Raw genomic sequence first — 22,226 nt, 5'->3', positions numbered from 1 at the left:
ATGGCTGTGACTGTCGCTTCCGCCCCCGGCAAGATCATCTTGTTCGGCGAGCATGCTGTCGTCTACGGGCAGCCGGCCATCGCCGTTCCGGTGACTGCCGTGCAGGCCAAGGCCCGCGTCCAGCCGGACATTTCCGCCCCCAGCGGCCGCATCCTGGTCTGGGCCGAACAGATCGGCCTGGACGCCGCGTTGGACGAACTGCCCATCGACAATCCCCTGGCCGCCGCGGTGCGTGCGGCCCTGGCCGCGCTGGGCGTGCCGCGCCCGCCGGCCTTCCGCCTGCATGTCAGCTCCACCATCCCGCTGGCCGGCGGCATGGGCTCCGGCGCGGCGGTGAGCGTCGCCATCCTGCGCGCCGTCTCCGACTTTCTGGGCCGGCCCTTCAGCGACGAGCAGGTCAACGACCTTACTTTTGAGATCGAGAAATTGCATCATGGCACGCCCTCCGGCATTGACAATACCGTGGTCACTTATGCCCAGCCGGTCTTCTTCATCAAAGGCCAGCCGGTCGAGCGCCTTAGGGTGGGCCGGCCCCTGCACTGGCTCATCGCCGACAGCGGCCAGCCGGCGCCCACCGCCGAGACCGTCGGCGATGTGCGCCGCGCCTGGCAGGCGGACCCGGGGCGCTGCGACAACTTGTTTGCCCAGATCGGCCTGATCGCCCACCAGGCTCGGGACGCCCTGGCTGCCGGCCAGGCGGCCGAACTGGGCCGCCTGATGGACGCCAACCAGGCGCTGTTGCAAGAGCTAGATGTCTCTTCGGCCCTATTGGAAATGCTGGCCGCAACCGCCCGAGAGGCGGGCGCCCTGGGCGCCAAGCTGTCCGGCGGCGGCCGTGGCGGCAACGTCATCGCTCTGGTGGAGGAAAACAGCGCCGCGCAGGTGCGCGAGGCGCTGCTGGCGGCCGGCGCCAAAGCCGTGATCGATACTAGGCTTGGCCAGCGTCGCGCTGGATAAGCAAGAGCAGGTGCTTGATCCTCTGGCTTAGCCCCAGGGCGGTTTGTGAGAAAGCTTGCAGCTTCTGGGTCTGGCTGCCTTCCACGGCCGAAGGGTCGGGGAAGCTCCAGTGGATCTGCTTGGGCGCCCCCGGCAAGATCGGGCAGCTTTCTTTGGCCCGGTCGCATACCGTAATCACATAGTCAAAAGTCTCTGCCAGGTATTGGTCCACCAGCTTGGAGCTGTGGCCGCGGATATCGATCTTCAGCTGATCCATGGCTGCAATCGCTAGGGGGTGCACCCGCGAGAGTTGTGTGCCGGCGCTGAACACCTCCGCCCACTCCCCGCCATGCGCCCGCATCAGCCCTTCGGCCATTTGCGAGCGGGCGCTGTTGTGCGTGCACAGGAACAGCACCCGCAGCCGCCGGCTGGGGGCTGCCGCCGGTTCGCTGGCCGGGGCCAGCGCCGGGTGCAAACTGTCGCCCAGCGAGAAGAGCGCCGTCTGCAGGCGCGGCAGGTCCAGGCTGTAATAGGTCTGGCGCCCATCCGCAATGCTTTGCGTCTCACGCACCAGGCCGCCGTCCCGCAGCAAGCGCAGGTGGTAGGACACCAGGTTTTGGCTGCTGCGCACCGCAGCTTGCAGTTCTTGCACGTTGAAATCGCTGTCCGCCAGGGTGGAGACCAGTTGCCAGCGCAACGCATGCGCCAGCAGAGCAAACAGAGGGGGCGCTTCGGTAGTCAGGGTCGTCATATATATCAATCCACTTTGAATCAAAATATCTTGATATATTATCAGGCCAAGCGGGGCAACTGTCAAGCGGTATAGTAAGCCTGTGCAGCCCATCACCTTCCTTAAACTCGGCGGTTCGCTGCTGACCCACAAGGACCAGCCTGCGACCTCGCGGCCCGAGGTCATCCAGCGCGCTGCCGGCGAGATCGCCGCCGCCCGCCGCGCCAACCCCGACCTGCGTTTGCTGCTGGGCCACGGCTCCGGCTCTTTCGGCCATGTGCCCGCCAAGCAGCACAATACTCGCGCCGGCGTGCGCAACCCGGCCGATTGGTTGGGGTTCGTTGAGGTCTGGCGGCAGGCCGGCGCGCTGAACCGCCTGGTGATGGATGCCTTGGCCAAGGCCGGCCTGCCCGCCATCGCCTTCCCGCCCTCCGCCGCCGGCCAGGCCCAGGCCGGCCACCTGGCGGCCTGGCAGAGCGGCCCGCTGCAGGCCGCCCTGGATGCCGGGCTGCTGCCGGTGGTCTATGGCGACGTGGTTTTCGATGCGGAGTGGGGCGGCACCATCGCCTCCACCGAGGATGTCTTCGTCTATCTGGCCCCGCTGCTGCAGCCGTCCCGCATCCTGCTGGCGGGCGACGAAGACGGCGTCTACGCCGGCTACGGCGGCGTAGACGCTCGCCTGCTGCCGGAGTTGAGTGCCGCGGATAGGGCCTCCATGGGCGCCGGCGCGGCGGCCGGAGCGGACGTCACCGGCGGCATGGCCGGCAAGGTTGGCGCCATGTTCCCTCTGTTGGACGCCTTGCCGGACTGCGAGATCCGCATCTTCTCCGGCCTGCGCCCGGGCAACCTGGCCCAGGTGCTGGCTGGCGAGCCGCTGGGCACGCGGCTTTTCAAGGTTTGACACCCGTCTGGCGCTCCATTACACTGGAGTTCCCATGATCACTCGTGAACAATTGGAAGCTCAGGAAGAGCAGCTGCTCGCCCCTTGGGGCGCGCGCAGCCGCGACAGCCAGGGCCGCCAGTACCCGGATGATGAGCCACAGTACCGCACGCGCTTCCAGCGCGACCGGGACCGCATCATCCACACCACCGCCTTCCGTCGTCTGGAGTACAAGACCCAGGTCTTCATCAACTTCGAGGGCGACTACTTCCGCACGCGCCTCACGCACACCCTGGAAGTGGCCCAGATCGGCCGCACCATCGCCCGCGCCCTGGGCGCCAATGAAGACCTGGTCGAGGCCATCTGCCTGGCCCATGATCTGGGCCACGCCGCCTTCGGCCACTCCGGCGAGCACACCCTCAACGAGCTGATGAAGGACCACGGCGGCTTCGACCACAACCGCCAGTCTCTGCGCATCGTCACCGAGCTGGAACAGCGTTACCCGGATTTCCCCGGCCTCAACCTGACCTGGGAAGTGCGCGAGGGCATGGTCAAGCACGAGACCGAATATGATGTCTCCGACGCCTCGCAATACGACCCGGAACTGCGCGGCAACCTCGAGGCGCAGATCGCCAATGTGGCCGATGAGCTGGCCTACACCACCCACGACCTGGACGATGGCCTGCGCTCCGGCTTGGTGACCCCCGCCGGCCTGGCGGGGCTGGAGATGTGGAAGCTGATGCTGGACAGCATCGGCTGGGACGGCCAGGACCTGAACGACCTCACCCGCCACCGGCTGATCCGCCGCTTGGTGGGCTTGCTGGTCAGCGATGTGGTCGCTGCGACCCAGTCTCGCATCGATGCCAGCGGCGCTCAAAGCGCCCACGACATCCAAAAACTGGAGCACAACGTGATCGGCTACAGCGAGGCCATGCACGCGCGCAACAAGCCGCTCAAAGATTTCCTCTACAAGAATATGTACCGCCACCCGCGCGTCGTGCGCATGGCGGTCAAAGCCCGCAACGTGCTCACCGAGATCTTCCAGGCTTACGAAAAGGAGCCCAGCATGTTGCCCTATGAATACCAGGCCTATGTCGAAACCCGCGGCCTGCAGCGCACCGTATGTGACTATCTGGCGGGCATGACCGACCGCTACGCCGTTCAGGAACACGAGAAATTGTTTAACCCACAGAGTTTGCCATGAGCGATGAACATTACTTAACCGAAGAAGGCGCCGCCAAACTGCGTGCCGAGCTGGAGGACCTCAAAGGCCCCCAGCGCAGCGAACTGGCCGCCCGCCTGCGCGAAGCCATTCAGCAGGGCGATCTGTCTGAGAACGCCGACTATTCCAAGGCCAAGGAAGACCAGGCTTTTTTGGAAGGTCGCATCCAGGAACTGGAAGCCCTGCTGGGGCGCGCCAACATCATCACCCGCGAAGGTTCGGCCGACGGCTCGATTGGCGTCGGCTCGGTAGTGGTCATCAAAGAAAAGGGTCGAGAGCCCAGCAAGTACTTCCTGGTCGGCGCCGCCGAGGCCGACCCGCGCAACGGCAAGATCTCCAACGAATCACCGATTGGCCGTGCCCTGCTGGGGCATAAAGCTGGCGAAACCGTGGAAGCCGAAACGCCCGCCGGCAAACTGCTCTTCGAGATCGTCAGCGTCGAATAAGCTCAGTAATCAGCAGTCTGCGGTCAGCAATCAGACCTTAGACCACACCGCCAGTTCCAGCGTCACCCGCTCGAAGAAACTCTCCTCCGGCAGCGGGCCTTCGCCGTACTGCATATCCACCACGCGCGCCACCATCTGCAGCGTGGCCGTCTCCAGCACCGTCTCGGCGCCGGGGGTGGCCAGCAGCGGGTCGCCCTTGGTCGCCAGGCGCTGGCGGGAGGCATCGTCGCGGAACAGGTGCGTGCTCATCAGCACCTTGGTCACCGTGTGCACATCATTCTTGTCGAACAGCCAGACTTCAAAGGCGCTCACTCGCTTGGGGCTGCCCACGCCGATCGCTTCCGAAATACTCACCCCGCATTCGCCCATGAAGTCGCCCGCGGTCGAATCGATGCTGAACGAGTCGTCATACAGGTCGTCGCCCAGCACGTAAGTCGTCATCCACTGGGAAAGCGGCGGGCTGTCTTCGCCGGCCTCTTCGTAGTGGGGCGGGGCGGCCGGTGTGTTCTTGTCGCTCAACGGGCTGAGCGGCCCAGCCGGTCCCTGCCTGCGCCGGTTGCGCGAGATATACACCACGGCCAGGGTCAGCCCCACGAACAGCGTGATGCCGCACAGTGTGGTCAGCAGCGTGCCGCTGCCGAACAGCGGTTCGGCCGACGTTGTGCTGCCGGCTCCGCTCGTGCTTGGGCTGCCGCCGGTGGATGGGGTCGTCACGCCCAGCAGCGCTTGGAAACGCGCCAGGCTTTCGATATTCTGTCCGCCGGGGGCGGCGGCCACTGCCGCCATCGTCTCGTCGGCGAATTCGCCCAGTGCGCCCAGGCGCTGGCGTGCCAGGGCGTCATTCGGCTCCAAGGTGTAAGAGTCGATCGCGGCGCGCAAGTAATCGGCGCGCAGGTCTGCCCGCAGGTCCGCCACGGAGGCGTCCGTCCAGTTCACCGGGAAGAGCCACCAGCCCAGCACCACCAGGCCCACGATCAGGCCTGCGGCGAAAGCCACTGCCGCCAGCGTGCGCGGCTGGCTCAAGGCCGAGATGTTGATTTCACGTCCCAGGACGGTGATCGTCCCGTTGTCGATTCGCATAATGTCAAAAACTCCTGTCCGCGTGATTCTAGAGTAGCAAGAGCAAAAGTGCAACTTGCGTGCCAGGGAGAAAGGCCGGGGATGAAAATTCAAAGGGATGAAGTGTAGGCACTTCATCCTTCTAACTTCACAGCTCGAACCTGCTTTTATGTGTTAACTGCGGACTGTCAACCCTCGGCTGCTGCGGGCGCCTCTTCCGGCTGCACATCGTCCAGCGGGAATTGGGTTTCGCAGGCCAGGCACTGGGCGAATTGCTTATTGGCGATCACCAATGTTCCGCCGCAGCTGGGGCAGGGCGTCGGCAGCGGCCGCTTCCACGAAGTGAACTCGCACTCCGGGTAATTGGCGCAGCCGAAGAAAATGCGTCCCTTGCGGGTGCGCCGCTCGACGATTTCGCCGCCGTCCACCGGGCAGGTCACGCCGATCTTCTCCAGCCACGGTTCCGTGTGGCGGCAGTCTGGGAAGCGCTCGCAGCCGATGAACTTGCCATAGCGCCCCCAGCGGATGATCAGCTGGCCCTGCTGGCAGGTGGGGCACTGGCGGCCCACATACTCAGGCCCGGCCTTGCTCTCCGGCATTTCCGCCTTGGCGCGCTCAACCACCTCCGAGAACGGCTCGTAGAAGTCGCGGATCACTTTGACCCACGGCTCTTCGCCGGAGGCGATCTTGTCCAGGTCTTCTTCCATCTCCGCCGTGAACTGGTAGTTCACAATGTCGGGAAAGTGTTCGGTGATCAGGTCATTCACCAGCAGACCGGTCTCAGTCGGGATCAGGCGGCGGTCTTCACGCACAATATAGCCGCGCTGCTGCAGGGTGTTCAGCGTGGGCGCATAAGTGGAAGGCCGGCCAATGCCGAACTCTTCCAGGGTCTTGATCAGCGTGGCGTCGCTGAAGCGCGGCGGCGGCTGGGTGAAGTGCTGTACTGGCAAAAGCTCTACGAGCTTTTGCAGTTGGCCCTCGGCCAGGTCGGGTGGAATTTTGGTGTCCGCCTCGCCTTCGCCCTTAGTGCCCTCTTCCAGCGTTTCTTCATAGACGGCCAGGTAGCCGGGGAACTGCAAGATCGAGCCGGAAGCGCGCAGCAGGTACTGGTGCGCCTCCCCTTCGCCGCGCACTCGCACCGAGACGGTGTCGTACACCGCCGGGTTCATCTGCGAGGCCAGGAAACGCTGCCAGATCAGCTGGTACAGGCGGTATTGGTCGCGGCTCAGGTGGTCCTTGATCGCGCTGGGGGTGCGCAGCACCGAAGTGGGGCGTACGGCCTCATGCGCCTCTTGGGCGCCTTTGGCGCGTGTCTTGTAGACTGGCGCCTCGTCGGGGATGTAGCTGGCGCCGTGCACTTTGGTGATGTAGTCACGCGCTTCCTGTTGGGCGCTCGCAGAGATGCTGGTCGAATCCGTACGCATATAGGTGATCAGGCCGGTGTTCTCGCCTTCGCCCAGGTCAATGCCCTCGTAGAGCTGCTGGGCGATGGCCATGGTGCGCTTGGCGGTGTAGCCCAGCTTGCGCGAGGCCTCTTGCTGCATGGTGCTGGTGGTGAAGGGCGCTGGCGCTTTGCGGCGGCGCTGGCCGCGCTTGATCTCGTTGATCAGGTAGCGGGCCGTCTGCATATCGTCCAGCAGCGGCTGCACCTGGGCTTGCGCGCCCATCTCAGGTTCGGCGCCGTCCACTTCGGCCAGTTTGGCGATGAAGGTGTTCCGGCTGCCTTCTGGCTGCAGCTCGGCCTCGATCGACCAGTATTCCACCGGCACAAAGGCGTCGATCTCGCGCTCGCGCTCCACGATCAGGCGCAGCGCCACCGACTGCACCCGGCCCGCCGAGAGCCGGTTGCGCACCTTGGTCCACAGGATCGGGCTTAGGTTGTAGCCCACCAGGCGGTCCAGGATGCGGCGGGCTTGTTGGGCGTCCACCAGCGACATGTTGATGTCGCGCGGGTGGTTGAAGGCTTCTTCAATGGCCGGTTTGGTGATCTCATGGAAGACCACGCGTTTGACCCGCTCGGGTTCGATCTCGGCGGCTTCCAGCAGGTGCCAGGCGATCGCCTCGCCCTCGCGGTCGGGGTCGGTTGCCAGGTAAATTTCTTCGACCTGGGCCGCCTGCTTTTTGAGTTCCTTGACCACCGGGCGTTTCTCGTTCGGCACGCGGTACTTGGGGGCGAAGTCGTTGTCTACATCCACCGAGAGTTGCGAGCGCAACAGGTCGCGTACATGCCCTACCGAGGCCTGCACCTTGTAGCCGTTACCCAGGTAACGGCCCACAGTGCGGGCCTTGGCCGGCGACTCGACGATCACCAGCTTGCCCTTGCGTTTGGCCGCCGCGCGTTCCTCTTTGGTCGGGCGCGGCGGGGCGCTCAGCCCTTCATGTGCCGGGGTGCTGCCCATGCGGAACAGCGTGGTGCCGCACACCGGGCAGGTGCCGCGCGTGCCCGGGGCGCCGCTTTTGGTGTATTCCGGCGCCGGGTTCTGCATCTCTCGTTTGGTTTTGCACTTAACGCAATACGCTTCCAAGTTTCCTACCTCTGGGTGAAATCTATTTGTAGTTAACGGCCTGCTATAGATATTGTTGCAGGCCCTTTTCCTTTAATAACTCGATCACTTTGCGCAGGTCCTGCGCACGCTCTTTGGAGCAGATCAGCAAGACGTCGCCGGTGTCCACCACCACCATGTTTTCCACCCCCACGGTGACCACCATGCGCTCCTGGCCATTGCTGTGGATCAATACGTTGCGGCTGTCAATATCCAAGTGCCGCTCGCTGAGCACCAGGTTGCCGCTGGCATCCACCTCCAGCACCTCGAACAGTGAACTCCACGAGCCAACATCGTTCCAGGCCATATCCCGGGCGGGGATCACAGCCACATCCGCGGCCTGTTCCATCACGCCGTAGTCTATCGTCTGGGCGGCGATGCGCGGCCACTCATGCGCCAACACAGTCGCAAAGTCCGCCTGGTTCCAGGCTGCCGAGATCTTTTCCAGCGCCTCGTGCAGTTCCGGCATGTGGCGCTGGAACTCCTGCCAAATGCGCGCCACCTGCCAGATGAACATGCCTGAATTCCAGGCATAACCGCCTTCGGCCAACATGGCCTCCGCCTCGGCCGCGGCCGGTTTCTCTTTGAAGCGCTGCGCTGTGTAGGCCGTGTAGCCGTCCACTTTGGCCAGCGCCGCCCCCAGCTGAATGTAGCCGAACTGCGTGGCGGCGTAGCTGGGTTCAATGCCCAGGGTCACCAGGTGGCCCTGTTCCGCCAGCTGGCGGGCGGCCAGCAGGTAGCGCTCAAACTCGGCTTCGTTGCCGATGTAATGGTCGGCGGTCAGCACGGCCATGACGGCGCCGGGGTCACGCGCCTGCAGGTAGGCGGCCGCCAGGCCGATGGCTGCGGCCGTGCCGCGCGGCTGCGGTTCCAGCAGGAAGTTTTCTGGTTTCAGCTCTGGGGCTTGCTCCTGCAGGCGTGCGGCTTGCTGCTGGTTGGTCACCACCAGAATATGCTCCGGGGAAAATACGCGCTGCAGGCGTTTGAGGGCGGTTTGGAACAAGGTGCTGTCTGCGATCAGCGGCAGCATTTGCTTGGGCGTCGCCTGGCGCGAGAGCGGCCACAGCCGGGTACCCCCGCCCCCGGCCATGATCACGGCGTAATAATTGTTGGGCATGCTAGGGCAGGCTCCCGGTTTGGTAGGCGGCTTGGCTCTCGCGCACCACGTAGCTCATGCCGCCCACCTGGCGCACCAGTCCCTTCAGTTCCATCAGGGCCAGGGTCGCCGACACCTGTTCGATCGGCAGACCGGCCTGGGCGCCCAGCTCGTTCAGATGCCGCGGCTCTTTGCCCAAGAGCGTGTACAGGCGCGCCTCGGTAGGGTCGGCTGGCAGGGCCGCCGCGGCGGTTTGGTGAGCAGTCATCATTTCCAAGTTCAATACTTCCAACAGTTCCTCGAAGCGCAGCAGAGGGTGGGCGCCGCGCTGGATCAGAAAGTTTGTACCGGCGCTTTGCGGAGCGTGAATATTACCCGGCACCGCAAAAACTTCCCGGCCTTGCTCGGCGGCAAAACCGGCCGTGATCAGCGCGCCGCTGCGCTGGCCGGCCTCCACCACCACTACCGCCAGCGACAGGCCGGAGATGATGCGGTTGCGCGGCGGGAAATTGGCGCTGTCCGGCGGTGTGCCCACCGCATAGTCGCTGAGCAGCGCTCCGCGGCCGCAGATCTCCTGGGCCAGTTTGCGGTGCTCCGGCGGGTAGACCCGCTCCAGGCCGTGCGCCATCACCGCCAGGGTGCGGCCGCCGGCTTCGAGAGCCGCCTGGTGGGCTACGGCGTCCACGCCGCGCGCCAGGCCACTCACCACCGTCAAGCCGTTGCGCGCCAGGAAGGCGGCCAAATCCGCCGCCACCTGCCGGCCGTAGGCAGTCACCTGGCGGGTGCCCACGATCGCAACGGCCCACTCATCCTCAGGCTGCAGCGTACCGCGCACATACAAGACCGGCGGCGCCTGCTCCAGTTCACGCAGTTTGCGCGGATAGCCCGGTTCGTCCCAGGTCAGGGCTTGCAGGCCGTGCTGTTCCAGTTCTGCAGGCAGGTTGGCTAAGTCTGCAGCGCTGCGCGCCTCAAGCAGCCGCTCTACAGCCGCCGGGCTAAGCCCGGCGGCCTTCAGCTCGCTGGGGCTGGCCGCCCAGGCCGCCGCCGCGCTGCCGAAGGCGTCCAGCAAGGCCCGGAAGCGCACCGCGCCAATGCCGGATATGCGGTTCAATGCCAGCCAGTAGGTCTTTTCATCCATAGCAGCCGCCCCCAGGGCAAAGCGGGCCGAGAATACCATAGCCCTTTAACGCCTGTCAACGACTGTGGGCAGTGTAGCTGGTTGTGCGGGTTGCGTAAAGGTTAGCCGTCTGGGTTGGGTTTCTTGGGTTGGCGCAGGCCAGGCAGCAGATGCACGCGCATTTGCCTGGCGGCCGTATCCACGCCAAGGATCACCTGGGGGATGGCCGGCAGCAGGATCTCCTCGCCGTCGGCCGCCCGCACCAGGTACACATCGTTGGCGCCAGTCACCAGGATGTCTGCCAACTGGCCCAGGCTTTCGCCGCCCTTGTCGAGCACATCCATGCCGAGCAGTTCGTGATGGTAATACTCGCCTGCCGGCAGGGGTGGGCGATCCTCTATGGATACGAAGAGCGGTTCGTTGCGGAAAGGCTGCACCGCTTCGTGAGTGGGAAATTCTACAAAGGAGAGCAGCAGCCCATCCGCATGCGGGCGGCGGCTGGCAATGGTTATCGGGGTGTAATCTTCACTCAGGAACAAGCGCGTGCCGGTTTGCAGGCGCTCAGGGAAGTCGGTTTCCAGGCTGACCACCACTTCGCCCCGCAACCCATGCGGGCGGCGCAGTACGGCCACGCATACAAATACAGGCTCGCTGGGTACGGGCGAGCCTGTATGGTGCTGTTTGCGTTTGGCGGCTTGGCGCCGGCGGGGGCTGCTCACTGGGGTTCGGAGATACGCAAGAAGGCGCGCTTGCCATCCCGGCTGGCCGAGACCTGCAGTAGGGTGCGGATGGCATTGGCCACCCGCCCATTGCGTCCGATTACGCGGCCCATGTCTTCTTTGGCGACCTGCAGCGAGATCTCTGCGCTGTCGCCTTTTTTGCGCTCGTGAACATGCACCTGGGTCGGGTCATCCACCAGCGAACGGGCTACGTACTCGATGAGTTCCTTCATTGTATGAACCGGGCTTATTCGGCGGCTTCGGCCGGGGTGTCCTCAGCAGGGGTTTCTTCAGCTGCCGGGGCTTCAGCCTCAGCCGGGGTTTCTTCGGCGGCGGGGGCTTCAGCTTCTTCAGCCGGGGCGGCCTCAGCCGCTGGGGCCTCAGCTTCTGCCACCGGTGCGGCTTCTTCCGCCGCCGGGGCTGCAGCAGGGGCCTCCGCCTGAGCCTTGGCGGCTTCGGCGGCGGCCGCCGCAGCTGCGTCGCGGGCGGCCTGCTTGCGCTTGGAACTGCCGGCTGGGGGAGCCGGGCGGCGGGTCTTGGTGTTGGCGTTGCGGGTCTTGTCGGCTGCTTCAGCCTCGGCCAGCAGGGCTTCCAGGCCCTCACCGGCTTTGTAGCGCTCAAAGCGCGCCAGCAAGCCAGCGGTCTGGAAGATCTGGCTGGCGGAATCGCTGGGGACGGCGCCATTGCCAATCCAATGATAAATGCGGTCTTCCTTCAAGCTAATTGTGGCCGGCTCAGTGCGCGGGTTATAAAAGCCAAGGATTTCAATGAAGCGGCCGTCTCGGGGGCTTTCTTTGTCAGCCGCCACGATACGGAAAGTGGCCTGCTTTTTGCCGCCTACTCGGCGCAATCGGATACGAACCATGTGCTGAAAATACTCCTATTCAGTGATTAACGCTGCCCTATTGTACTTGGAAACAGCGTGTGATTGTAGCTTGCTAGTCTGGAGCGGTCAAGGGTAGCTGCGTTGCGTGAAGTTTTGCCGCAAACTGCCTTATTGTTCTGTGTTTTAATAGGCCGTCACACCGCCTGACGAGGAGAATCTATGGCTAAGATCGCGATTGTTACAGACAGCACGACCTATATCCCCAAAGAGCTCAGCAAGGGTCACGAAATCCATGTCGTCCCCGCTTTGATCATTTGGGGAGACCAAGAAATGTACGACGGTGTAGATATCCAGCCCAAGGAATTTTACGAACGCCTGGCCGCCTCCACCAAATCCCCCACCACATCGCAGCCCACCCCCGCAGCCTTCAAAGAGAAGTTTGAAGAGCTGGGCAAGAAGGGCTTCGATGTTCTGGGTATCTTTGTGTCCTCCGCTTTTTCCGGGACGATCGCCTCTGCTTTGCAGGGTAAGGAAATGGCTTCGGGCGTGAAGGTGGAAGTGATCGATGGCCGTTCCGCCTCGATGGGCACTGGCTGGCCCCTGCTGCGAGCCGCCGCGGCCGCCAAAGCCGGTAAGTCGCTAGCGGAATGCGTCAAGATCGCCGAAGCCGCCCGGGACAACACCGGCGTGATGCTGATGGTGGACACGCTGGAATTCCTGCACCGCGGCGGCCGCATCGGCGGCGCGCAGCGCTTCCTGGGCACGGCGCTTAACATGAAGCCGATCCTTGAAGTGGTCGAGGGTAAGCTGCAGCCCGTGGAGCGCGTGCGCACCAAGGGCAAAGCCGTCAAGCGCATGGTCGAGCTGGCCGAGGAACGCATCGGCGGGCGCGGCCCCGTGCGCATTGCCGTGCTGCACGCCAATGCCCAGGCCGATGCCGAAGCCTTGCTGGCTGAGGTGAAGGATCGCTTCAAGCCGCTGGAAGCCGCCATCACCGATGTGAGCCCGGCTGTAGGCACCCACACCGGCCCCGGCACCCTCGGCGTGGCCTTCCTGGCTGGCATCGAGTAAGCACACAGGTTCAAGCGAAATAAAAACTGGCGACCAAGGGTCGCCAGTTTTCGTTATTCGATCGTCCCGTAAAACAGCGGCAACGGCTCCACCGGCGCATCACTCCAGTGATGCGCCGCCAGCACGCGCGCTTTGGCGGCGGCCAGCTTGGCCGCATCACCGGCGTGTACGCTGAACAGCGGCTGCCCCGCCTGCACCTGGTCGCCCACTTTGTGATGGATCACAAAACCGACACTATGGTCGATCGGTTCGCCCTTCTGGGCGCGGCCGGCGCCTAATTCTACGGCGCTCTCGCCCACCTCGCGGGCGTGAATGGTCTGCAAATAGCCACTGCGCGGGGCCGGCACTTCTTCGATCAGCGCCGCGCTCGGCAGTTTGTCTGGGTCGTCCACATAGCTGGCATCACCGCCCTGGGCGGCTACCAGCGTGCGGAAGCGCTCCAGCGCACTGCCGTCCGCCAGGCTGGCCGCCGCCCGCTGGCGCGCGGCGGGCAGGTCACTTTCCACTCCGGCCAGCACCAGCAAATGCGCCGCCACTTCCAGGGCATGCTCGCGGAAGTCGGCAGGCCCACCGCCGCGCAGCGTGTCCAGCGCTTCTTTCACTTCCAGCGCATTGCCCACCGCGTGGCCCAGGGGTTGGTTCATGTCGGAGAGCAGCGCTACCGTTTTGCGGCCGGCCTGGGCGCCAATCGCCACCATCATCTCGGCCAGCGCCCGAGCATCGTCCAGATTGGTCATGAAAGCTCCCAGGCCCACCTTCACATCCAGCACAATGCGCTGCGCGCCGGCGGCGATCTTCTTGCTCATGATCGAGGCCGCGATCAGGGCTGGCGAGTCCACCGTGCCGCTGACGTCCCGCAGCGCGTACAGCTTGCCGTCGGCCGGGGCCAGGTCGCCAGTTTGCCCGGTGAGCACCAGCCCCACATCTTTCAGCTGCTGCAGGAACTCTTCCCGGCTCAGGTCAGTGCGGTAGCCGGGGATCGACTCCATCTTGTCCAGCGTGCCGCCGCTAAAGCCCAGGCCGCGCCCGGACATTTTGCCCACCCGGCAGCCGCAGGCGGCCAGCACCGGTTCCACCACCAGCGTGGTCTTGTCGCCTACACCGCCGGTGGAATGCTTGTCCAGGGCCAGGTCCACCACGCCGCTCAGGTCCAGCGTTTCGCCGGATCGGGCCATCGCCAGGGTCAGCTCAGTGGTCTCGGCCGCGTTCATGCCATTCAGCAGTACCGCCATGGCCCAGGCAGCCACCTGATAGTCGGCGATGCTGCCATCCGTGTATCCTTTAATGAAGAAGCGGATCTCTTCAGGGGTTAATTCTTGTTTGTCACGCTTTTTAATGATGATGTCTGTAGCACGCATGCAAAAATTATAATTCAGGCAGTTTCATTAGTTTTGCGCTCAGCGGCTTGACAAAGCCGCGCCACTCGCAATAGACTACGATGACCTAGATTGGAAGGATTGCAGTTTATTGCCCATCGTATGGCCATTCTGCTGACCAAAGTACGTCCACCGCAACGGCGCAAAGATGTTTTGCGCCGTGTGCGTCTAATTGACGTGCTCCACCAGAATCTGCATCGCAAGCTGACCTTCGTCTCGGCCCCCGCGGGCTATGGAAAAACCACACTACTGGTAGATTTTGCCTCCGACGTGGATGCGTTGGTCTTTTGGTACCGTATCGCCGCCGAGGACAATGACCTGGTGCAGTTTGTGCGCCATTTGGTGGCTTCTTTTCAGCAGCAGGTGGATGGGTTTGGCGAAGAGCTGGAAGAAAAACTGGTCTCTCTGGGCGGCCAGCCAGACGCCGGCAGCCTGGCCATCGACTTCATTAATGAAGTCGAGCAAAAGGTACAAGACTTCTCCCTGCTGATCTTGGACGACTACCATTTGGCGGGCGAAAACCAGCACATTGTTGACTTCATTGAGAACCTGCTGGAAAACCTGCCAGACCGTCTGCGCATCCTGATCGGCTCGCGCAGCGTCTATGGCATCCCAACCGCCAGCCTCTACATTCGTGACGAACTGGTCACCATCAGCCCGGACGAACTGCGCTTCCGGGCGGACGAGCTGCAAAAACTGGTTTTGCAGAACCACCATGTCAAGCTCAGCGATGAGCAGGCCCGGGAGTTTGCCGAGCGGGCCGATGGCTGGATCGTGGCCATCTTGCTGGCCCTGCGCACCATGGAAAACGGGGTCCTGCCCTCGCTGACCGGCAAGGTCGAACACATCTACAACTACCTGGCTGAAGAAGTGGTCAACCGCCTGGCCGAGGACCTGCGCGATTTTATGCTGGCCACTTCGGTGCTGGGCGACTTCAATGAAGCCCTGTGCAACTATGTTCTAGAGATAGAAGATTCGGCCAATTTTCTGCGTTCCCTCGAGGAGCGCAATCTGTTTGTCAGCCGCACCGAAACTTCGGAGGGCCCCAGTTACCGCTACCATCAGTTGTTCGCCGAATTTCTGCAGGACTATTTTGAACGCCACCACAAAGCGCGTTTCAAGAGCCTGCACAGGCGCGCTGCAGACTGGCACCACCAGCGCCGTGACTGGGAAGGGGCTATCGCCCACAAGCTGGCTTCCGGCGAGCGGCCTGAGGCCGCCCGCTGGATGGACCAGGTGGCGGTGGATTTCTACACCTCAGGCCGCCAGATGCTGCTCAGCCGCTGGGTGGATGGCCTCAAGAAAGCGCCGGACCAGCGCACCCTGGCACCGCACCTCTTGCTCTACCAGGCAAAGATCCTGGGCAACCAGGGTGCCTATGCCGCCTCTTTGAAGCTGCTGGAGATGGCAGAGCCGATCCTGGCCGAGAGCGACACCGATGCTTACGTTAACGCCATTGTTACCCGCGGCATGATCCTGCGCCTGACCGGCAAACACAAACAAGCCTTGGCTCTGGCAGAAGAAGCCCAGGGTCTGTTAGATAAGAAATCGCAAAAGCCCGAGAGCCGCCAGAAATGGCTTCAGGCGGAACGCCTCAAAGCGGTGCCGCTCTATTATCAGGGCCGCGTGGATTTGGCCGTGGCCAGTTTGGAAACCGCCGCGGCGGGTCTGCGTCAGCTGGCCTTGGAAGACACGCCAAACCGCACACAGTTTGCCTACGACCTGGCCGAGTGCCTGAATGACCTGGGCCTGATCGAACTGGCCCAGGGCCGCATGCTGGAGGCGCAGAAAGCCTTCCAGGAAACACTCGATATTCATGTGGAGATCCGCAGCAATCTCGGCGCACTGGCCTCGGCGCGCAACAACATTGGCTATCTGCATCACCAGGTGGGTGAGTATGCCTTGGCCTGGCGTGAGTACCGACTGGCCTTGGAGCATGCCCAGATCGCCGGGCAGGCGCCGGTGCAAATTTCGATCCTCAATGGCCAGGCCGAGTTGTTGTTGGATGTCGATGAACTGCAAGAGGCCAAATCCCTGCTGGACCAGGCCTTGTCACTCGACCAAGAAGAGCTGCCCGAGCTTTCCGGCACCTACCTGGCGCTTGGCCGCTTCGAGCGCAAAGAAGGCCGCTACAACGAGTCGATGAAGTGGCTGCGCAAAGCGGCGGGCGCCGGCATTGATGAAACCGAGTACCTGGCGGAACTCGGCTACGTCTATGCCGAAATGGGGCAAGAGCCGCTGGCAATGGCGGAATTTGACAAAGTGCTGGCAGACTGGCCCAAGACCAAGTTGCCCAAGCAGTCACAGGTGTTGGCGGCGCTGCTGGCTGCCCGCACCAGCTTCTATACCGGCAATGAGCGCGCCGCCAAAAAGTATTTGCACCGGGCGCTGGAAGGATCGGCGCGTCTGGGCTTTGACCAGTTCATGGTGCCCGTTTTGCGCTTTCACCCGGAGTTTGTCCAGTTCTTGTCCAAGAACGGCGCCGCCGGCCAGGTGCAAACGTTGTTGGACCGTCTGGCCCGCTTTGCCACTGGCAAAGCAGCCTTGGAGAGCAAGCCGCAGATCGAAGATATTCAACCGGCTCTGTTGGAGGTGAAAGCTTTCGGCCTTGGGGAAATTCGCCAAAATGGCCAGGTCATCCCCGGGGCTGTGTGGCGCTCCAGCCGGGCGCGCGCCTTGTTCTTCTTTATTCTGGACAAGGGCAGCGTACGCAAAGACGCCATCGGCCTGGAGTTCTGGCCGGACTTCAGTTCTGGCAAGATCAGCAGCAACTTTCACGCCACCCTGTGGCGCGTGCGCCAGGCACTTGGCTCCAAAGATGCCATCACCTTTGAAAATGAGCAGTACGCGCTGCATCCCTCATTCCAGGTCTGGTATGACGTGGCGCAGTTTGAAGACTTGTTGACCCAGGCCGGCCAGCCCAACCGTTCCAAGCTGGAGCGGATCGAGATGCTGCGCCGCGCCCTGGACTTGTACAACGACCATTACCTGCTCGACACTTACATGGATTGGTCAGACCGCCGCCGCGAAGAATTGCGCAGCCGCTATTTGGATGCCCTGATGGAGCTGGCCGCCGCCGAAAAAGATAACAAGCAGTATCGCGAAGCCAAGCTCTTGTTCGAAAAGATCCTCAAGATCGATCCATATCGCGACGATGTCCACCTGGCCTTGATGCACTGCATGGCCCTGGCTGGCTCCCCCTCCACCGCCATCGCTCACTTCAAAAAATATCGTGCCTTGCTGCGTGAGGAACTGAACGCGGAACCCCTGCCAGAGTTGCACGCCTACTATCAGCAGCTGTCCATCAAGGTCTGAGACAGCCGCATGCTCGAGAAAAAACCGCCCCCCGGCGGTTTTTTGTTTTTTAATGGCATGAAACCTGCTCATACCTACGTTCATAGGGCATCTTCTATCATCCGGCATATCAAAAACACAAACAAACTTCGGAGGAAGACAAATGACTAACATTCACATGAACCAACCGCGTGGTGGCGGCATCGGCACCGGCCCCTTGTTCAACCAGCCGCGTGGCGGTGGCATTGGCACTGGCCCGCTGTTCAATCAGCCGCGTGGCGGTGGTATTGGCACTGGTCCGCTGTTCAACCAGCCCCGCGGTGGCGGCATCGGCACCGGCCCCAGCGCTCACTAATTTTGCATTTTCATAGTTAAGAAAGCGTACGAGGAAATTATGTCCAAGCTAAAATTGAACGCAATCGCTACCCAAGCCTTGTTGGACAACGAATTCAAAGCGGCCCTGCTCAATGGCGAAGTCAAGGATCACCTGCGTGCTTTCGAGTTGAATGAGGAAGAAGTCGCGGCTGTGATGTCCATTCAAGCGATGGATCTGGATCAATTTATCCGTCATCTGAGCGGTCTGATCCAGCCGAATGTGGTAGCCGCCTAATTTTTTGGGACTCATACTCGGCCTTTTGGCCCATTAGACCTTAGAGCGAGGGTAAGGTTCTCACCCTCGCTTGTGGTTTTTAAAAGGCCCCAGTGGTTTTCCTGGCAAGTAGAGAGCGACGATGGCCACGCTAACCCGAATAAAGCTGCCTGTTGTTGACGCGAACAGCATGAAATTACGCCCCACTGACCAACTTCGCGAAGACTCTGCTTCGAACGTTGAATTGCAGTATGTCGAAGAATTGGCCGCCCTGGCTATCGCCGGCGCGGGCATCGCTTCCAACCTGGAAGTTGACAAAGTTCTGCAAATTATCGCCCAACAGCTGACCCGCTTAATTGATGTGCCCGTCTGCCTGTTCTCTGAATGGCACCCCAATACGGAAGCTTTGCAGGTTAAGCTGCGTTACACCAACCCCGGCATCCCCGTGCCTGACCGGCAGGGGACCCACTATACGCTGGCCGACAAACTGGGCATCCCTGTCTCAGAGCAGCGCGGCGCCATCCAAAAAAGCCAGGCGAACACGGGCTTATCTCGCAAGGAAAAACAGGCGCTGAAAAAAGCCGGCGTGCACGCTTTACTGCTGCTGCCCCTGGTGGCGCAGAACCGCCTGGTGGGCGTGGTGGAGCTGCATGAGACCCGCCTGTCACGAGAGTTTAGCGACCGGGAGATCTACCTGGCGCAGACCCTCTGCCACCAGGCTGCCGTGGCTGTAGAGAACGCCCACCTCTTTGAAGCCACCAACCGCCAGTTGCAGGAACTCAGCATCCTCTACCAGGTATCCACGGCGGCCACTGAAGCCACGGATGAAGACCAACTTATTGTCCGCGCCACAGACCTCATCCGGGATAGTTTGTATCCCGACAACTTCGGCGTGATCATGCTGGACCAGACGGAAAACCGTTTGCAGATCCATCCCTCTTATCAGAGTGAAGACGCCATCCACCAGAATGTGATTGAGTTGGGCCAGGGCGTCACCGGCCAGGTAGCCAAAACCGGCAAAGCGCAGCGAGTGGCTGATGTACGCAAACTGAAGAATTATCTGGGGTACGACACCCAGACCCTTTCTGAGCTGTGTGTGCCCATGAAGATTGGCGACCGCGTGATAGGGGTGATCAACGCCGAAAGCCAAAAGGCCGATCATTTCAGCGAAAAAGATGAACGTATTTTGCTTACCTTTGCGGGCCAACTGGCCGGCGGCATTGAGCGGCTGCGCACCGCCGCCGCCGAAGAACGCCGCGCCCGCCAACTCAGTGTGCTTAACAAGCTCACCGGGGAAATGAGCGGCGTGCTGGACACCGATAAGCTGTTCCAGATCGTTGTCGAGCGCTTGAACACAGACATGCAGTACACCTCCACCGACATAGCCTTGGTGGACGAGACCAGCCGGGAATACAGAGTGGCTCAAGCTGCCGGCAGCTTCACCCCGCTGATGAAGGCCCGGGGCGGCTACCGCCAGCCTTTTGGGGTCGGCCTGCTGGGCGAGGCGGCGGCTACCGGTAAACCTATTGTGGTCAACAACGTCCACCAGCGAGCCGGCTACCTGCTGGTGGACGGGCATGAAGCCATCCAGTCCGAGCTGGTCATTCCGATCAAGATCTACAAACGCGTGGTCGCCCTGCTGAATATTGAAAGCGACCAACCTAACGCTTTCGACTCTTACGAAGTGGGCGCCCTGACCACGCTGTGCGAACAGATCTCGGTGGCCTTGGAAGGCATCGATCTTTTCGATTCCACAAGACGACAACTGCAAGAATTGACCGTACTGCACTCGATTAGCCAGGCGGCGCTAAACGCCAAGAGCGAAGAAGAGCTGCTCGAACGCGCCACGGAAGTGATTGGCGACAGCGTCTATCCTGACCAGTTTGGTTTCCTGATGCTGGAGCCCAACGGTGAGCATCTGACCGTCAACCGCAGCTATCGCGGTATTTCAGACGAGATCAAGCGCCGCCGGGTCCACCTGTCGCAGGGTGTGGTCGGCAAGGTCGCCAGCAGCGGCACGTCCTGGCGGGTTCCCGACGTGCGCAAAGAGCCCAATTACCTGAATGTCAGCAGCAGCATGCGCTCTGAATTGTGCGTGCCGCTGCTGAACAACAGCCAGCGGGTCATCGGCGTGATCAATGCCGAGAGCGCCCAGCTGGATGCTTTTAGTGACCGTGATTTGCGCCTGATGGAGACGATTGCCAACCAGTTGGCCAATGCCATCGAGAAACTGCGCCTGTTCGGCTCTGAGCGTGCCCAGCGCCAGCAGGCGGAAACCCTGCGTGAAGTGGCCGCCATCCTCAACAGCGAGACCGACCGGGCCAAGGTCTTGAACCTGATCCTCGAGCAGCTCAATCAGGTCGTGCCCTTTGAGAGCGCCTCCATCCAGATCAGAGAAAATGGGCATCTCAAGTTACAGGCTTTGGCCGGCGCCTTGGATGAGAGCTTGCTCGGCATGGAAATTCCCCTGGAAGAAAACCGGCTAATGCATCCGATCATCTTCGACCACGAAACCATCCTGCATGGCAACGTCCACCAGCAGCCGGAGTGGATCGTCATGCCGGGCATCGAAAATATCGTGTCGTGGATCGGCGCGCCGCTGGTGGCGCGCGGGCGCTGCATTGGTATGCTGACGGTGGATGGCTACCAGGAAAATCAGTTCACCCACAAGGATGCCCAGCTGGTCTCTGTCTTCGCCGCCCACGCCGCCATTGCCCTGGAGAATGCGCGCCTCTTCGAAGACGCCCAGGAAGCTTATGTGCAGACGGTGACTGCCCTGGCCAGCGCCATTGATGTGCGTGACAGCTACACCAGCGGACACAGCCGCCGGTTGGCCGACCTGGCTGTGCTGACCGGCCAGGAATTGGGCTGCACATCGGACGAACAGCTCGATATTCTTTGGGCCGGCTTGCTGCACGACATTGGCAAGATTGGCGTGCCGGATGAGATTTTGCGCAAGCCCGGCGATCTGACCCCGGATGAGACGGCCATCATGCGCCGCCACCCGGAGATCGGCGCCCACATCGTGGAAGGTGTCAAATACCTCGAAGGTGTTGCTCCCATCATTCGAGCCCATCAGGAACGTTACGATGGCCGCGGCTACCCGGATGAACTCAAGGGGGAGCAGATCCCCCGTATTGCGCGCATTATCAGCGTGGCTGATGCCTATGTCGCCATGACCGATGATCGTGTCTATCGCAAGTCAATGGGCCATGAAGAAGCCATTGCCGAGCTCGTGGCGCACAGTGGCACGCAGTTCGACCCGCAAGTGGTGCAGGCCTTTTTGAAGGTCATACAAGTCCAGGCTGTTTAGAAGATCAGCATCGCATCCCCAAAAGAATAAAAACGATATTCTTGGGCGATGGCCTCTTGGTAGGTCTGCAGGATCAACTCGCGCCCGGCAAAGGCGCTGACCAGCATCAGCAGGGTGGAACGCGGCAGGTGGAAATTGGTCAGCATCGCATCCACAATTTGGAAATCGTATCCCGGTCGAATGAACAGATCGCTGCGGCCCTGGTAGGCCGCCAGGCGGCCGCCCCGCGCCGCCGTCTCCAGCGTGCGCACGGAGGTGGTACCCACCGCCACCACACGCCCCCCGGCTTGCTTGGCCGCCGTGATCTGTGCGGCAGTTTCGGCGCTCAGCTGGCACCACTCGGTGTGGATGACATGCTCTTCGGCGTTCTCTTCCGTCACCGGCGCAAACGTGTCCAGCCCCACATGCAGCAGCACGCTGGCCGTGCCCACGCCTTTGGCGCGCAGCGCATCCAGCAGTTCTGGCGTGAAGTGCAGGCCAGCCGTGGGCGCTGCCGCGGAGCCGGATTCCTGCGCGTACACGGTTTGGTAACGGGCCGGGTCGGCCAGCGGGGCGTGAATATAAGGCGGCAGCGGCATCACGCCCAGATCGGGCAGGTCCGCATCCAGCGGCTGGCTGAAAGCCACCAAGCGCTGCGCCCCGCCCAGGTCTTGTTCGACGGTCGCCACAATGCGGTTGGGCAGCTGGAGCTGCTTGCCGGGGCCGAGTCCCTTGCCGCCCACCAGGGCCTTCCAGTGCAGCTCGTCCACGCGCTCCAGCAGCAGCAGCTCGGCTTTGCCGCCGCCGGGCAGTTTATGCGCCGCAATGCGGGCCGGCACCACCCGGCTGCGGTTCATTACCAGCAGGTCGCCAGGCTTCAAGTAGTCCAGCAAATGGGCAAAAGTAGTGTGCGTGCGCTGGCCGCTGGAGCGCTCCAGCACCAGCAGGCGCGCCGCGTCGCGCGGCTCGACCGGGTGCTGGGCGATCCGTTCCGGCGGCAAGATATAGTCGAAATCCGCGGTTTTCAAGC

19 protein-coding genes are annotated in these 22,226 nt (G+C 62.3%); 9 read left to right on the top strand and 10 right to left on the bottom strand.

From position 1 onward, the window contains the following. Positions 1 to 6 precede the first annotated feature (6 nt). Positions 7 to 957, top strand: coding sequence for a mevalonate kinase (gene mvk / locus KF885_01610; GenBank protein MBX3047851.1), 951 nt, complete (start codon positions 7 to 9; stop codon positions 955 to 957). On the opposite strand, the gene KF885_01605 is transcribed toward mvk, so the two are convergent. Next, on the bottom strand, positions 929 to 1,687 hold the full coding sequence (locus KF885_01605; GenBank protein MBX3047850.1) for a metalloregulator ArsR/SmtB family transcription factor: 759 nt from the start codon (positions 1,685 to 1,687) through the stop codon (positions 929 to 931). The genes mvk and KF885_01605 overlap by 29 nt on opposite strands. Positions 1,688 to 1,769: 82 nt before the next feature. Here KF885_01605 and KF885_01600 point away from each other — a divergent pair, with 82 nt between their 5' ends. From KF885_01600 to greA, 3 genes are read left to right on the top strand one after another with little or no spacing between them, the layout of a single operon-like run. Next, positions 1,770 to 2,567 carry a hypothetical protein gene (locus KF885_01600; GenBank protein ID MBX3047849.1) on the top strand — a complete coding sequence of 266 codons (798 nt, stop codon included), beginning with the start codon at positions 1,770 to 1,772 and terminating at the stop codon, positions 2,565 to 2,567. Between the two features lie 34 nt (positions 2,568 to 2,601). Next, entirely contained in the window at positions 2,602 to 3,750 is a 1,149-nt protein-coding gene (locus tag KF885_01595) for a deoxyguanosinetriphosphate triphosphohydrolase (protein ID MBX3047848.1), read from the top strand. Further along, on the top strand, positions 3,747 to 4,214 hold the full coding sequence (greA, locus tag KF885_01590; GenBank protein ID MBX3047847.1) for a transcription elongation factor GreA: 468 nt from the start codon (positions 3,747 to 3,749) through the stop codon (positions 4,212 to 4,214). The genes KF885_01595 and greA overlap by 4 nt, the downstream gene beginning before the upstream one ends. 30 nt (positions 4,215 to 4,244) lie before the next feature. Here the strand turns inward: greA and KF885_01585 are convergent, their stop codons facing one another. The 7 genes from KF885_01585 to rpsP all read right to left on the bottom strand — a co-directional run bounded on the left by KF885_01585 (position 4,245) and on the right by rpsP (position 11,613). Then, positions 4,245 to 5,294 carry a hypothetical protein gene (locus KF885_01585; protein MBX3047846.1) on the bottom strand — a complete coding sequence of 350 codons (1,050 nt, stop codon included), beginning with the start codon at positions 5,292 to 5,294 and terminating at the stop codon, positions 4,245 to 4,247. Between the two features lie 167 nt (positions 5,295 to 5,461). After that, positions 5,462 to 7,759 (bottom strand): type I DNA topoisomerase, encoded by a 2,298-nt coding sequence (gene topA, locus KF885_01580; GenBank protein ID MBX3047845.1) that lies wholly within the window; start codon positions 7,757 to 7,759, stop codon positions 5,462 to 5,464. A gap of 82 nt (positions 7,760 to 7,841) precedes the next feature. Further along, positions 7,842 to 8,933, bottom strand: a complete 1,092-nt coding sequence (locus KF885_01575; GenBank protein ID MBX3047844.1) for a mannose-1-phosphate guanylyltransferase — start codon at positions 8,931 to 8,933, stop codon at positions 7,842 to 7,844. A gap of 1 nt (position 8,934) precedes the next feature. Beyond that, positions 8,935 to 10,089, bottom strand: coding sequence for a DNA-processing protein DprA (gene dprA / locus KF885_01570; GenBank protein MBX3047843.1), 1,155 nt, complete (start codon positions 10,087 to 10,089; stop codon positions 8,935 to 8,937). A 62-nt stretch (positions 10,090 to 10,151) separates the two neighbouring features. Further along, entirely contained in the window at positions 10,152 to 10,661 is a 510-nt protein-coding gene (rimM, locus tag KF885_01565) for a 16S rRNA processing protein RimM (protein ID MBX3047842.1), read from the bottom strand. 83 nt (positions 10,662 to 10,744) lie between these two features. Then, a complete protein-coding gene (locus KF885_01560; GenBank protein ID MBX3047841.1) occupies positions 10,745 to 10,981 on the bottom strand; it encodes a KH domain-containing protein in 237 nt (78 codons plus the stop codon). Positions 10,982 to 10,995: 14 nt separating this feature from the next. Further along, positions 10,996 to 11,613: a 30S ribosomal protein S16 gene (gene rpsP, locus KF885_01555; protein ID MBX3047840.1), complete on the bottom strand. Its 618-nt coding sequence runs from the start codon at positions 11,611 to 11,613 to the stop codon at positions 10,996 to 10,998. A gap of 180 nt (positions 11,614 to 11,793) precedes the next feature. Here rpsP and KF885_01550 point away from each other — a divergent pair, with 180 nt between their 5' ends. Continuing rightward, positions 11,794 to 12,645: a DegV family protein gene (locus tag KF885_01550; protein ID MBX3047839.1), complete on the top strand. Its 852-nt coding sequence runs from the start codon at positions 11,794 to 11,796 to the stop codon at positions 12,643 to 12,645. A 53-nt stretch (positions 12,646 to 12,698) separates the two neighbouring features. Here KF885_01550 and KF885_01545 read toward each other — a convergent pair whose 3' ends face one another. Further along, on the bottom strand, positions 12,699 to 14,003 hold the full coding sequence (locus KF885_01545) for a thymidine phosphorylase (GenBank protein ID MBX3047838.1): 1,305 nt from the start codon (positions 14,001 to 14,003) through the stop codon (positions 12,699 to 12,701). A gap of 120 nt (positions 14,004 to 14,123) precedes the next feature. Here KF885_01545 and KF885_01540 point away from each other — a divergent pair, with 120 nt between their 5' ends. From KF885_01540 to KF885_01525, 4 genes are all read left to right on the top strand, one after another. Then, positions 14,124 to 17,336, top strand: coding sequence for a tetratricopeptide repeat protein (locus KF885_01540; protein MBX3047837.1), 3,213 nt, complete (start codon positions 14,124 to 14,126; stop codon positions 17,334 to 17,336). A gap of 142 nt (positions 17,337 to 17,478) precedes the next feature. Next, positions 17,479 to 17,670: a hypothetical protein gene (locus KF885_01535; protein MBX3047836.1), complete on the top strand. Its 192-nt coding sequence runs from the start codon at positions 17,479 to 17,481 to the stop codon at positions 17,668 to 17,670. Positions 17,671 to 17,709: 39 nt separating this feature from the next. Beyond that, positions 17,710 to 17,925, top strand: a complete 216-nt coding sequence (locus KF885_01530) for a hypothetical protein (GenBank protein MBX3047835.1) — start codon at positions 17,710 to 17,712, stop codon at positions 17,923 to 17,925. 169 nt (positions 17,926 to 18,094) lie between these two features. Then, positions 18,095 to 21,217 carry a GAF domain-containing protein gene (locus KF885_01525; protein ID MBX3047834.1) on the top strand — a complete coding sequence of 1,041 codons (3,123 nt, stop codon included), beginning with the start codon at positions 18,095 to 18,097 and terminating at the stop codon, positions 21,215 to 21,217. Here the strand turns inward: KF885_01525 and queA are convergent. Further along, positions 21,214 to 22,224 (bottom strand): tRNA preQ1(34) S-adenosylmethionine ribosyltransferase-isomerase QueA, encoded by a 1,011-nt coding sequence (gene queA, locus KF885_01520; protein ID MBX3047833.1) that lies wholly within the window; start codon positions 22,222 to 22,224, stop codon positions 21,214 to 21,216. The genes KF885_01525 and queA overlap by 4 nt on opposite strands. Positions 22,225 to 22,226 lie beyond the last annotated feature (2 nt).

This window comes from Anaerolineales bacterium (genome assembly GCA_019637805.1).
GTDB lineage: Bacteria > Chloroflexota > Anaerolineae > Anaerolineales > UBA11579 > JAMCZK01.
Note: the sequence above shows the minus strand (reverse complement) of the source record. Positions and strands in the feature narration are given on the sequence as shown.

What these genes read in the sequence shown, in the direction of transcription:
- KF885_01605 (MBX3047850.1), bottom strand. Translation starts at nt 1,687, where the DNA reads ATGACGACCCTGACTACCGAAGCGCCCCCTCTGTTTGCTCTGCTGGCG.
- KF885_01595 (MBX3047848.1), top strand. Translation starts at nt 2,602, where the DNA reads ATGATCACTCGTGAACAATTGGAAGCTCAGGAAGAGCAGCTGCTCGCC.
- greA (MBX3047847.1), top strand. Translation starts at nt 3,747, where the DNA reads ATGAGCGATGAACATTACTTAACCGAAGAAGGCGCCGCCAAACTGCGT.
- KF885_01585 (MBX3047846.1), bottom strand. Translation starts at nt 5,294, where the DNA reads ATGCGAATCGACAACGGGACGATCACCGTCCTGGGACGTGAAATCAAC.
- topA (MBX3047845.1), bottom strand. Translation starts at nt 7,759, where the DNA reads ATGCAGAACCCGGCGCCGGAATACACCAAAAGCGGCGCCCCGGGCACG.
- KF885_01575 (MBX3047844.1), bottom strand. Translation starts at nt 8,933, where the DNA reads ATGCCCAACAATTATTACGCCGTGATCATGGCCGGGGGCGGGGGTACC.
- dprA (MBX3047843.1), bottom strand. Translation starts at nt 10,089, where the DNA reads ATGGTATTCTCGGCCCGCTTTGCCCTGGGGGCGGCTGCTATGGATGAA.
- KF885_01560 (MBX3047841.1), bottom strand. Translation starts at nt 10,981, where the DNA reads ATGAAGGAACTCATCGAGTACGTAGCCCGTTCGCTGGTGGATGACCCG.
- rpsP (MBX3047840.1), bottom strand. Translation starts at nt 11,613, where the DNA reads ATGGTTCGTATCCGATTGCGCCGAGTAGGCGGCAAAAAGCAGGCCACT.
- KF885_01550 (MBX3047839.1), top strand. Translation starts at nt 11,794, where the DNA reads ATGGCTAAGATCGCGATTGTTACAGACAGCACGACCTATATCCCCAAA.
- KF885_01545 (MBX3047838.1), bottom strand. Translation starts at nt 14,003, where the DNA reads ATGCGTGCTACAGACATCATCATTAAAAAGCGTGACAAACAAGAATTA.
- KF885_01540 (MBX3047837.1), top strand. Translation starts at nt 14,124, where the DNA reads ATGGCCATTCTGCTGACCAAAGTACGTCCACCGCAACGGCGCAAAGAT.
- KF885_01535 (MBX3047836.1), top strand. Translation starts at nt 17,479, where the DNA reads ATGACTAACATTCACATGAACCAACCGCGTGGTGGCGGCATCGGCACC.
- KF885_01530 (MBX3047835.1), top strand. Translation starts at nt 17,710, where the DNA reads ATGTCCAAGCTAAAATTGAACGCAATCGCTACCCAAGCCTTGTTGGAC.
- KF885_01525 (MBX3047834.1), top strand. Translation starts at nt 18,095, where the DNA reads ATGAAATTACGCCCCACTGACCAACTTCGCGAAGACTCTGCTTCGAAC.